Below are 11,208 nucleotides of genomic sequence, written 5' to 3'. Positions count from 1 at the left end.
GAACAGAGGGCCCCTCCCTTCTTGGGATGATCGGGCGGTGACCACGACACACCAGCCCTCGTTTCCACCGTCCGAGCCGCCGCCCGGCCGCGGTGCCGATGACGGGCACGGTCATGCCCCCAGACCGTCCGGCCACAGTCACGGCCACAGTCACAGCCACGGACCGGCGGCGCCCGTCTCCCGGCACCTGCGCAGGGTCATCGCCGCGATCCTCGTGCCGTTCGCCGCCGCGGTGGTGGTCGGCCTGGTGCTGCTCTGGCCCGGCGGTGCCCCACCGCACGAGCGCACCGGCGTCGGCTTCGACCGGCAGACGCAGCAGGCCACCGTCACCAGGGTGGTGACGGTGAACTGCAAGTCGGTCAACGCCTCGGGGGGAACGCCGCCCGGTGGCACTTCCACCGCCGGGGGCTCCTCCGCGCAGCAGGGGGCGAACGGCACCTGCAAAAAGGCCACGGTCCGGGTCGACACCGGCAAGGACAAGGGCCGTACGTTCACCGAGATCGTGCAGCCGGACCAGTCGCGGCAGTTGCGCGAGGGCGAGAAGGTCGTGGTCGCCTATGAGCCTTCCGCACCACGGGACCTGCAGTACTCGGTGACCGACGTCGACCGCCGTCTCCCGATGGCGCTGCTCGCCGGGATCTTCGCGCTCGCCGTCGTGGTCGTCGGGCGCCTGCGCGGGGTGACGGCGCTGATCGCCCTGGCCATCAGCTTTCTGGTGCTGAACCTGTTCATCCTGCCCGCGATCCTGCAGGGCTCCAATCCGCTGCTGGTGGCCATCGTCGGGTCGAGCGCCATCATGCTGATCGCCCTGTACATGTGCCACGGCCTGTCGGCGAGGACGTCGGTCGCGGTGCTCGGCACGCTCATCTCGCTGTCCCTCATCGGCGTGCTGGGCGCCCTCTTCATCGGCTGGGCGGCGCTGACCGGCAACACGGACGACAACACCGGCCTCATCCACGGCCTGTACCCGTCGATCGACATGAGCGGTCTGCTGCTCGCCGGCGTCATCATCGGCTCGCTCGGTGTCCTCGACGACGTGACGGTCACGCAGACGTCGGCGGTCTGGGAACTGCACGAGGCCAACCCGGCGATGGGCTGGCGGGGGTTGTACCGGGCGGGCATCCGCATCGGCCGCGACCACATCGCGTCCGTCGTCAACACACTTGTACTGGCGTACGCGGGTGCCGCGCTGCCGTTGCTGCTGCTGTTCTCCATCGCCCAGAGCAGTGTGGAAACGGTCGCCGGCAGTGAACTCGTCGCGGAGGAGATCGTGCGCACGCTGATCGGCTCGATCGGCCTGGTGGCGTCGGTACCGGTCACCACCCTTCTCGCCGCCCTCGTCGTCGCCGCCGACCGGCCGGAGGAGACCGCGGGTGCCCGGGAGGCCGCGGCCCGCGGCGGGCGGGGGCGGCGGCGCAAGCACTGACGCGGTGACGCGGGCGGCGAGCGCTGACGCGGCAGCGACCGCACAGGGCGCGCGGGACCGCTCCCGGTGCGAGCCTCCGGTGCCGCCGAGAGCGCTGGTCGTCTCACCGGCCGGTGCACCACCTCGCCTCACCGGCCGCACCGCGCCGTTTCGCCGGCCTGGTCTCAGCCCGCGCTCTGCTCCTCCGTCAGGATGCGGTCCAGGGCCTCGTCGAGGTGGGTGTCGAAGTCGGCGAACGCACCCTCCTGGCCCAGCGGCACCAGCTTGTCGGTGCGGTCGAGGAACGTCACCAGCGGCGTCACCGAGGACCGGAACAGGGCCTGCTCGGTGCCCACCTTGAGGCGGATGAAGACGTCGCCGGACGTCTCCCGATCGACGGGGGCGACCCGCACGTCACCGTCCCCGGACGGCCGGCCCACTCCGTCCACCAGCAGCTCCCGCCCGAACGTCCAGGTCACCGGTGCGTCACCGGGCAAGTGGAACGTCAGCTGCACGGCGTAGGGATCGCAGGTCTCGTACCGCAGCTCCACCGGGATGCGGAAGGAGAGCTCCTCGGACACGAGAAAGCTCATCATGACCTCTGCCTCTACGGACTCGCGCATTGTCCATCCCGTCATATGACGCCGACTGGCCGGGAATCGACCCCTGATACTGGTGGCATCTTGCTGAACGTGCACAACAGATCACAAGGAGTGAGTTTTCAGATACTGATAGAGAGGGTCAACGAGCCCAGGGACCGGCCGACCTCCTCCTGCAACTGCTGCGCCGCGGACAGCAGCCGGTCCGCCTGGTCGGCGGGCAGCGAGATCGCCATCGTGGCCGTCAGGGTGCCGACGGTGATCGGGATGGCCGCGCAGACCGTGCCCAGGGCGTACTCCTGCCGTTCGACGACCGGGTCCGTGCGTCGCATGCGGTTCAGGCGGCACAGCAACGTGTGGTTGTCGCAGACGGTGTACGGGGTGATGGACTGCACGGGGTGGCGGTCGAGGTGGTCGCGGCGGGCGTCGTCGTCCAGCTGGGCCAGCAGGCACTGACCGATGGCGTGTGCGTGGCCGGTCTCGCGGAAGTCGGCCCACTCCTCCACCGCCGGGTTGCCCGGGGTGTCGGAGACGCACACGACCTCGATCTCGCCGTCGCGGTACCGGGCGTAGTACACGGGGACGCCGATGGAATCCCGCCACTGCGCGAGCGCGGCGGCGACCGTGCTGCGACGTTTCTGCTGCGCTCCGCTGCTGCTGAGCCGTTCGGCGGCCTCGCCGAGGAAGAACAAGCCCTTGTCCCGGTACAGGTAGCCCTCGTGCACGAGGGTGCGCAGCAGGTGGTACACGGTCGGGAGGGCGAGCCGGGTCTCGCGGGCCAGTTGCTTGGCGGTGGCTCCGTGCGGACGCCCGGCGACCGACTCCAGCAGGCGCATCGCGCGCTGCACGGAGCCGATGAGGGTGGTCTGTGCCGGCGGTGCCGCATCGCGCCGCCGGCGTCCGGGACGGGAGGCGGCGCGTGGCTGGACGGGCACGGCCGCGGCGGGCGAGGGGTTCGTCGGCGGCCGGGGAGCGTGCGGTTCTGTGGGTGCGGTGTCAACCGTGGCCAAGGGTCACTCCCGTAGCGCGAGAGGGCAGCCCGTGCGGGGGACGCACGGGAGGGGTTACGCCGCTCGCGGGGTGGGCCCCGCGCGGATTCCGGGACTCTAACCGCCGGTGACCGCCCGCGCGCCGTCCGGCCGGGAAACTTCCCTCCCGCGAGGGACCCGGTGGCCGCTGTTGCCGGTCACCGGCCGGCCACGGCGCCCACCGGCCCGGCGCCATCGCGTCCCGCGCTTCCCGCGCGTCACCAGTCGCTGCGGGAGGAGGAGTGGGCCATGAACTTCCGCACGATGTAGATCAGTCCGCCGACGAGCGCGACAAAGACCAGCACCTTGAAGAGCAGGCCGATCAGGAAACCGACGATGCTGGCGATCACGCCCCCGAACACGACCAGGGCAATGACCGGCACCGCGACCCACTTCACCCACCACGGCAGTCCCGCGAAGATCTCTCGCATCGCCTCGTCCTCATCTCTCCGCCCGTGCTGTGCCGGGTCCTTCGATGTCCTGCACCCGATGCTAGGGCCGCGGGGATGCCCGGCGGGGCCCTGCCGTCCCCCGTCCTCCCCTGACCGATCCCCTAGGGAATCCGGGGCCGGCACCCGGACACGTCCCCTCGGAAGACGGCTGAAGGACGGCTGGGGACGGTGCCCCCGGAACGCCGGGATCAGGCCTCCGGCGGGGAGAAGACGACCAGGACCCGCAGGTCCTCGCTGATGCGGTGGAACTTGTGGGGCACCCCGGCCGGCACGTACACCACGCTGCCGCGCGCCACCTCGGTGGTCTCCAGGCCGACCGTGAGCGAGGCACGGCCGCTGACCACGAAGTAGACCTCGTCCTGGTTGTGGGGTTTCTGCGGGTCGTGTTCGCCCGCATTGAGCGCGTACAGCCCGACCGACATGTTGCGTTCCCGCAGGAACTGCAGGTAGGCCCCCTCGTTCGCGATGCGCTCCGCCTCCAGGTCGTCCAGCCGGAATGCCTTCATGCCCTCGCCCGCTCGTCGCCGATCCCGTCTGCCACGATCAGACACATGAAGAATTTCGTAGTCAAGACGATCGCCAACGCGGGCGCCCTGGCGGTCGCCGTCTGGCTGCTGGACAAGATCACCCTGACGGGTGACAGCACCGGCAAGAAGGCCGGCACGCTGCTGGTCGTCGCCGTGATCTTCGGCCTGGTGAACGCCGCGGTCAAGCCCCTCGTGAAGGTGCTCACCTTCCCGCTGTTCCTGCTCACGCTGGGCCTGTTCACACTGGTCGTCAACGCGCTGATGCTCCTGCTGACCTCGTGGGTGGCCGACAAGCTGCACCTGAGCTTCCACGTGGAGGGCTTCTGGACGGCCGTCCTGGGTGGTCTGATCATCTCGATCGTCTCCTGGGCGCTGCACGTCGTCCTGCCGGACGAGGACTGACATCCCTGGGAGCATCCCGCCGATGACCCATCGAGACGCCGCGGTGGCGCGGCACGTGAAGGGACGGGCCGCATGAACGATTCCGCGGAACAGGGGGCCGGTGAGGGCACGCGCGCGGTGCGCGCCGGCCTGCCCGAACCCGCCAAGAACGAGCCCACCCTTCCCGGGCCGGTGTTCGCCGCCCACTTCCACCTCCCCGGCGAGGTGGCGGGTCCGTACACCTACGGCCGCGACAACAACCCGACCTGGACCCTGCTGGAGCGGGCCATCGGCGAGTTGGAGGCACCCGGCGACGACGCCGTGGAGACCCTCGTGTTCTCCTCCGGCATGGCCGCCATCTCCGCCGCGCTCTTCTCGCAGCTGCGCGCCGGGGACGTCGTGGTCCTGCCCAGCGACGGCTACCAGGCGCTGCCCCTGGTGCGTGCCCAGCTGGAGGCGTACGGCATCGAGGTGCGCACCGCGCCGACCGGCGGCGATGCCCAGCTGGAGGTGCTCGACGGGGCGCGGCTGCTGTGGATCGAGAGCCCGTCCAACCCCGGGCTCGACGTGTGCGACATCCGCCGGCTCGCCGAGGCGGCACACGCGCAAGGTGCCCTGGTGGCCGTCGACAACACCCTGGCGACACCGCTGGGCCAGCGCCCGCTGCTGCTGGGCGCGGACCTCGTGGTGGCCAGCGGCACCAAGCAGCTCACCGGGCACGGCGACGTACTGCTCGGATACGTCGCCGGCCGCGACACCGAGGCGATGGCGGCCGTACGCCGCTGGCGCAAGATCGTCGGTGCGATCGCCGGCCCCATGGAGGCCTGGCTGGCGCACCGCTCGATCGCCACCCTCCAGTTGCGCGTCGACCGCCAGTGCGCGAACGCCCTCGCCGTCGCCGAGGCTCTGCGCGGCCGGCCGGAGGTCAGCGGTCTGCGCTATCCGGGGCTCGCGGACGATCCCGCGCACAAGACTGCCGCGCGGCAGATGCGGCGCTTCGGCAGCGTGGTCTCCTTCACGCTGCCCACGCGCGCGCGTGCCGAGCGTTTCCTCGAGGCGCTGCGCCTGGTGGAGGACGCGACGAGCTTCGGCGGGGTGCGCTCCACGGCGGAGCGGCGCGGACGCTGGGGCGGGGATCCGGTGCCGGAGGGCTTCATCCGCTTGTCGGTGGGCGCCGAGGATCCCGAGGACCTGGTGGCGGACGTGCTGCGGGCGCTGGAGGAGTCCGGGCGCTGACCGCGTTCCGGATCACCGGCGCGGGTGCGGACGGGCGGTCCGAACCTCCCCCCTCGTGGCTCGGACCGCCCGCGGTTCTGCGCGCGAAGAACCGCGCCAACAAGGCTAGTTGACTCTCTGTCAGTGTCCAATCACAGTAGGGACAGAGACCTATCGACATATTTATGCTTGAGCGCGGCCGAGGCCGGTGGGCGGGGCGCGAGCAGGGCCGGCCGCGGGCCGACACGAGGGGAGGGGAACCGTGGACCTGGCCTTGCTGCGTACCTTCGTCACCGTGCACCGGGCGGGTTCCTTCACCCGCGCGGCCGCGCTGCTCGGCCTGTCCCAGCCCGCCGTCACCTCGCAGATCCGCACGCTCGAACGGCAGTTGGGGCGCCCCCTGTTCCTGCGGCAGGCGCGCGGTGTGACCCCCACGACGATCGGCGACGAGCTCGCCCACAAGGCGGCGCCGCATCTCGACGCGCTGATGGAGATAGCCGAGACGGGGCTGGACGACGAGGCCTCGCTGCGCACGCTGCACCTGGCGGGGCCGCCCGAGTTCACCGCCGAACGAGCGCTGCCGGCGCTGTCCGAACTGACCGGCGAGGACGGTCGGCGCCTCGCTCTGCGCGTCTCCTTCGGCAACGCCGAGGAGACGCTGGAGGGCCTGGCCGCCGGACATCACGATCTGGCCATCAGTACGGCCCGTCCGCGTGGCGCGCTGCTGTCGGCGACTGCACTGTGCGACGAGGAGCACGTCCTCGTCGCCGCCCCGTCCTGGGCGGAGAAAATCGATCGCGAGACGCTCCGCGACAAAGGGGCGCCCGCCCTGGACGGCCTTCCCGTCGTGGAGGTCCACGAGTCGCTGCCCTTCGTCTCCCGGTACTGGGCCTCGGTCTTCGACGCGCGGCCCGCCACCTCGGGGGCGGTCGTCGTCCCCGACCTGCGCGCGGTGCTGGCCTGCATCGTGACCGGTGCCGGGCTGGCCGTGCTGCCGCGGTATCTGTGCGCGCCGGCCCTGGAGCGAGGCGAGGTCGTGGCCCTGCACGATCCGCCGGTGCCACCGCTGCGGACGTATTTCCTGGTGGCGCGCACGGGGACACTGGCGATGCCGCACATCGCCCGGGCCCACGAGTGGCTGCTGCGGGCCGCGGCCGACTGGTGCTGAGCAGGCCCCTGTCGGAGCCGCTACCGACCGGGGCCGGACGGCGACATGGTGCGATGTTTCACGTGAAACCAGCCGGGTCACATTTCTCCCATGACCGTCCGACCCGTGGTCAAGCGCACCGCCCGCGCCGTCCTCCTGGACGGCGACGACCTGATTCTGATCAAGCGCACCAAGCCGGGTGTCGACCCCTACTGGGTCACCCCGGGCGGGGGCGTGGAGCCGGGGGACGCAACCGTCATCGACGCCCTGCACCGCGAGGTGTACGAGGAACTCGGCGCGAAGATCACCGACGTGGTGCCCTGCTTCGTGGACACCGTCGAGCACATCGGCGAGGACGGCGGCGCGACCGGCGTGAAGGTGCAGCACTTCTTCGTGTGCCGTCTGGAGTCCATGGACCCGTCCCGGCGGCACGGCCCGGAGGTGGACGAGCCCGCGGGTGAGTACGAGATCGTCCGGGTGCCCTTCACCCGGGTCGGCATCGCCTCCGTCAACCTCGTTCCGCTGTCCCTGCGGCACTACCTGGACGGCAATATCGAGGGGGTACGCGCCATGCACGCTCCCGACCTGGGGTGACGTAGGACATGCACCGTTTCACGTGAAACGTCTCCCCCTGCCCGGGGTCACCTCGATCACCTCCAGGCACCGTGCAGACGGCCACGGCATGACCAAAAGCGCGTATGTCTCCTCCGAAACAGGTGGACGCAGGGGCCGCTGGTCGGACAGCCTGACCTGCGTGCCGACTCCTTCTCTCGATGCTCTGCCCATCCGCCGTCTGACAGTGCGCGATCTCGGCGCCTGTGCCGACCTGTCCGAGGATCGGGGGTGGCCACGGGAGGAGCACAAGTGGGGACTGCTGCTGGCGGCCGGAAAGGGCTACGGCATCGACGATCCCGACGGCGGGCTCGTGGCCGCGTGCGTCGTCACGCAGTACGGCCCCTACGACCGTCCGGACCTCGCCGCCGTCGGTATGGTGCTCGTTGCCGAGCGGCACGCGCGCCAGGGCGTCGGGCGCCGGCTGATGCGCCACGTCCTCGCCGAGGCGGGCGCCACCCCCTTGACGTTGCATGCGACGCCGTACGGCCGCCCCCTGTACGAGGAACTCGGCTTCAAGACCACCGGCCGGGCGGAGATGCTGTGCGGGCACTTCACGCCGGGCGGGCCGGCGCCGCGGGTGGCCACCCGTGCGGCCACCGCGGAGGACCTGACCACCATCGTCCGGCTGGACGAGGAGGTCTTCGGCAGCGACCGCACGCACATCATCACGCGACTGCCCGCGTTCGCCGACCAGTTGCGCGTCGCGGAGGAGGGCGGCCGGATCATCGGCTACGCGGCTGCCTGGCCCAACATGGACACCCAGGTCGTCGGCCCGTTGATCGCGCGGGACACCGAGACGGCCCGGGCCCTCGTGACCGCGCTGGCCGCGCGGACCGACCGCCCGCTGCGCACCGACATCGACGTACGGCACGGGGAACTGATCGCCTGGGCCAAGGAGCGCGGGCTCGCGTCGGTCGCGTTCAACGCCGTGATGACGTACGGGATCGCGGAGCTCCCCGGCGACTGGCGACGGCGGTTCGCTCCGCTGACGGTGGCGGCGGGCTGACCGGCCCGCCGCCGGGTGGGATCAGCCCAGTTCCGCCACGGCGGCGGTGGCGAAATCGTGGTCCTGCTGCGGTGTGCCGCCGCCGACACCGATCGCACCGATCAGACGGCCGGCGCGGCGGAGCGGAACCCCGCCCGCGATGAACAGCAGGGGCCGGTCGAGCGCGGTGGGCAGGGTGTGGAAGAGGCCTCCCGGCTGGACGGCGTCGACGAGGTCGGCGGTGGGCGCGTCGAGCTGGAGGGCCGTGTAGGCCTTGCGGGTGCTGGTCTCCCCGGAGATCAGCACCGCGCGGTCGTCCCGCCGGAAGGCGAGCAGGTGCCCGCCCGCGTCCAGGACGGTGACGCTGACGGCGGTCCCGGCGGCCTCGGCGGCTCGGCGGGCGGCGGTGACGAGGATCTCCGCGTCCTGGGTGGTCAGCGGGGCGACGGCAGTAGTGCTCACGAGAGGGTTTCTCCTTGCGTGGATGTTGGCGTGGAGGTTGGCTTGGAAATTGGCGTGGAAGTTGTGGGTGTTGCTGAGGGCAGGTGGCGCCGGACCGGCGGCCGGACGCCTCACTGGTGGACGGTGGTCCGCTCCCGGGTCGGCAGGCCGCTTGCGACGACCGTGCCGTCACGGCGTTCCAGGGCGGCGGAGAGGACGGCCAGGACCAGGGCGGATGCGGCCAGGACGGCACCCACCCAGTTGGGGGCGGTGTAGCCGAGACCGGCGTCGATCACCAGGCCGCCGAGCCAGGCGGACAGGGCGTTGCCGAGGTTGAAGGCGCCGATGTTCACCGCCGAGGCCAGCGTGGGCGCGCCATGTGCCTGGTCCAGGACGCGCTTCTGCAACGGCGGCACGGTCGCGAAGCCCAGCGCGCCGATCAGCGCGATCGTGACGGCGGCCAGGACCTTCTTGTGTGCGGTGAGCGTGAACAGCGCCAGCACCGCGGCCAGGACGCCCAGCGACACGTAGAGCATCGGCATCAGGGCGCGGTCGGCGAACCGGCCGCCCAGGAGATTGCCGCCGACCATGCCGAGGCCGAACAGGACGAGCAGCCAGGTGACCGAGCCGTCGGCGAAGCCGGTGACGCGGGTCATCATCGGCGCGATGTAGGTGATGGCCGCGAACACGCCGCCGAAACCGAGCACGGTCATCGCCATGGCGAGCAGGACCTGCACATTCTTCAGAGCGGCCAGCTCGTGACGCAGGTGCACGCCCTCCGGCCTGGGCATGTCGGGCACGAGCCGGGCGATGCCGGCGAGACCGACGACGCCGAGGGCGGCGACGATGCCGAAGGTGACCCGCCAGCCGGCGTTCTGGCCGACGAGGGTGCCCAGAGGCACGCCGACGACGTTGGCCACGGTCAGGCCGGTGAACATCATCGATATGGCGCCCGCCTTCTTCTCCGGGGCCACCAGGTCGGCCGCGACCACCGAGCCGATGCCGAAGAAGGCGCCGTGGGCGAAGGAGGCCACGACCCGGCCCAGCATCATCACGGCGAAGGCGGGGGCCAGGGCCGACAACAGGTTGCCGGCTACGAAGAGGCCCATCAGCAGCATCAGCATCCGTTTGCGGGGCACCTTGGTGCCGAGCGCGGTCATGAGGGGAGCGCCGAACACGACGCCGAGGGCGTAGCCGGTGACCAGCAGGCCGGCGGTGGGGATGGAGACCCCGAAGTCTCCCGCGACCTGGGGCAGCAAACCCATGATCACGAACTCCGTCGTGCCGATGCCGAAGGCCCCGATCGCCAGGGCCAGTAGCGCGAGAGGCATGAGGGGGACCCTTCCAAAGGATTGCAGGTGCGCTCTTGCGGCGCCCACAATAGTTGCAGACGCTTGATAAATGCAAACGCTGGCTATTTCATCACTGCTCTATCCTGGAGAAGAGCCGCCCCGGGACGGAGGAAGACCCCGATGACAGCGACGGACCCCGCACTCACCGCCCTCGCTCAGGGCTGGTGCGCCCTCTCCCTGCTGCACGGCAGAATCGAGGCGCACATCGAGCGGGCCCTGCAGTCCGGGCACGGACTCAGCGTCCGCGAGTACTCCCTGCTCGACGTGCTCAGCCGGCAGCACGACGGCGAGGGTGGCCACCTGCAGATGAAGCAGGTCGCCGACGCGGTCGTCCTCAGCCAGAGCGCCACCACCCGGTTGGTCACGCGCCTGGAGGACCGCGGACTGCTCGAGCGCTACCTCTGCCCCACCGACCGCCGCGGCATCTACACCAACGTCACCGAAGCCGGCCTGAAGCTCCTGGAGGAGGCCCGCCCGACCAACGACGCGGCCCTGCGCGAGGCGCTCGACGAGGCAGCGAAGAACCCCGAACTGGCACCGCTGGTAAAAGCCGTGGAGTCCCTGCACGCTCCCGCATAGGGTGCGGTCCATGGGAGACCTCGACATACGGCCGGCGGGCGCGGACGACGTCCCCGCGATCGTCGCCCTGCTCGCCGACGACCCCCTGGGCGCCCAGCGTGAGTCACCCGACGACCTCGCCCCGTACTACGCGGCCCTGGAGCGGCTCAGCGGCGACCCGAACCAGCACCTGATCGTCGCCGTACGGGAGGGGCGCGTCATCGGCACGCTCCAGCTGACCGTCGTCCCCGGGCTGTCCCGGCGTGGCGCCACCCGGTCGATCATCGAGAGCGTCCGTGTGCACGCCGGCGAACGCGGCAGCGGACTGGGCACGCGGCTCATCCAGTGGGCCATCGACGAATCCCGGCGCCAGGGCTGCCAGTTGGTGCAGCTGACGTCGGACAGGACCCGCACCGACGCCCACCGTTTCTACGAACGGCTCGGTTTCACCGCCTCGCACGTCGGCTTCAAGCTCCAACTCTGACAAAGCTCACCTCCGAAGA

General features: G+C 71.0%; 14 protein-coding genes. 8 read left to right on the top strand and 6 right to left on the bottom strand.

What is annotated here, in order from left to right; all coding sequences use genetic code 11:
• The first annotated feature begins 37 nt into the window (after nucleotides 1–37).
• The gene (locus IE225_RS31345) at nucleotides 38–1,426 is read left to right on the top strand and encodes a YibE/F family protein (RefSeq protein WP_190061055.1); all 1,389 of its coding nucleotides are present in this window, start codon (nucleotides 38–40) and stop codon (nucleotides 1,424–1,426) included.
• A 164-nt stretch (nucleotides 1,427–1,590) separates the two neighbouring features.
• Here the strand turns inward: IE225_RS31345 and IE225_RS31340 are convergent, their stop codons facing one another.
• From IE225_RS31340 to IE225_RS31325, 4 genes are all read right to left on the bottom strand, one after another.
• Nucleotides 1,591–2,028: an SsgA family sporulation/cell division regulator gene (locus IE225_RS31340; protein WP_190061054.1), complete on the bottom strand. Its 438-nt coding sequence runs from the start codon at nucleotides 2,026–2,028 to the stop codon at nucleotides 1,591–1,593.
• A gap of 98 nt (nucleotides 2,029–2,126) precedes the next feature.
• On the bottom strand, nucleotides 2,127–3,014 hold the full coding sequence (locus IE225_RS31335; RefSeq protein WP_190061053.1) for an IclR family transcriptional regulator: 888 nt from the start codon (nucleotides 3,012–3,014) through the stop codon (nucleotides 2,127–2,129).
• A 236-nt stretch (nucleotides 3,015–3,250) separates the two neighbouring features.
• Entirely contained in the window at nucleotides 3,251–3,463 is a 213-nt protein-coding gene (locus IE225_RS31330; RefSeq protein ID WP_190061052.1) for a DUF5326 family protein, read from the bottom strand.
• Nucleotides 3,464–3,672: 209 nt separating this feature from the next.
• Nucleotides 3,673–3,990, bottom strand: a complete 318-nt coding sequence (locus IE225_RS31325; RefSeq protein WP_190061051.1) for a cupin domain-containing protein — start codon at nucleotides 3,988–3,990, stop codon at nucleotides 3,673–3,675.
• Between the two features lie 45 nt (nucleotides 3,991–4,035).
• Here IE225_RS31325 and IE225_RS31320 point away from each other — a divergent pair, with 45 nt between their 5' ends.
• From IE225_RS31320 to IE225_RS31300, 5 genes are all read left to right on the top strand, one after another.
• Nucleotides 4,036–4,413 carry a phage holin family protein gene (locus IE225_RS31320; protein WP_190061050.1) on the top strand — a complete coding sequence of 126 codons (378 nt, stop codon included), beginning with the start codon at nucleotides 4,036–4,038 and terminating at the stop codon, nucleotides 4,411–4,413.
• 72 nt (nucleotides 4,414–4,485) lie between these two features.
• On the top strand, nucleotides 4,486–5,628 hold the full coding sequence (locus IE225_RS31315) for a cystathionine gamma-lyase (RefSeq protein ID WP_190061049.1): 1,143 nt from the start codon (nucleotides 4,486–4,488) through the stop codon (nucleotides 5,626–5,628).
• A 241-nt stretch (nucleotides 5,629–5,869) separates the two neighbouring features.
• Nucleotides 5,870–6,775 (top strand): LysR family transcriptional regulator, encoded by a 906-nt coding sequence (locus IE225_RS31310; RefSeq protein ID WP_190061048.1) that lies wholly within the window; start codon nucleotides 5,870–5,872, stop codon nucleotides 6,773–6,775.
• Between the two features lie 90 nt (nucleotides 6,776–6,865).
• Entirely contained in the window at nucleotides 6,866–7,348 is a 483-nt protein-coding gene (locus IE225_RS31305; RefSeq protein ID WP_190061047.1) for an NUDIX hydrolase, read from the top strand.
• Nucleotides 7,349–7,508: 160 nt separating this feature from the next.
• On the top strand, nucleotides 7,509–8,375 hold the full coding sequence (locus IE225_RS31300) for a GNAT family N-acetyltransferase (RefSeq protein WP_190061046.1): 867 nt from the start codon (nucleotides 7,509–7,511) through the stop codon (nucleotides 8,373–8,375).
• A gap of 21 nt (nucleotides 8,376–8,396) precedes the next feature.
• Here the strand turns inward: IE225_RS31300 and IE225_RS31295 are convergent, their stop codons facing one another.
• Entirely contained in the window at nucleotides 8,397–8,816 is a 420-nt protein-coding gene (locus IE225_RS31295) for a GlcG/HbpS family heme-binding protein (RefSeq protein WP_190061045.1), read from the bottom strand.
• Between the two features lie 110 nt (nucleotides 8,817–8,926).
• Entirely contained in the window at nucleotides 8,927–10,126 is a 1,200-nt protein-coding gene (locus tag IE225_RS31290) for an MFS transporter (RefSeq protein WP_190061044.1), read from the bottom strand.
• A gap of 141 nt (nucleotides 10,127–10,267) precedes the next feature.
• On the opposite strand from IE225_RS31290, the gene IE225_RS31285 reads away from it, so the two are divergent.
• Complete coding sequence (locus tag IE225_RS31285; RefSeq protein WP_190061043.1) at nucleotides 10,268–10,726, top strand: MarR family winged helix-turn-helix transcriptional regulator; 459 nt, start codon at nucleotides 10,268–10,270, stop codon at nucleotides 10,724–10,726.
• Between the two features lie 10 nt (nucleotides 10,727–10,736).
• Entirely contained in the window at nucleotides 10,737–11,189 is a 453-nt protein-coding gene (locus tag IE225_RS31280; protein WP_190061042.1) for a GNAT family N-acetyltransferase, read from the top strand.
• Nucleotides 11,190–11,208 lie beyond the last annotated feature (19 nt).

This window comes from Streptomyces echinoruber, from assembly GCF_014651135.1.
Taxonomy (GTDB): domain Bacteria; phylum Actinomycetota; class Actinomycetes; order Streptomycetales; family Streptomycetaceae; genus Streptomyces; species Streptomyces echinoruber.
The sequence above is the reverse complement of the archived record's forward strand: the minus strand, read 5'-3'. Positions and strand labels throughout refer to the sequence as shown.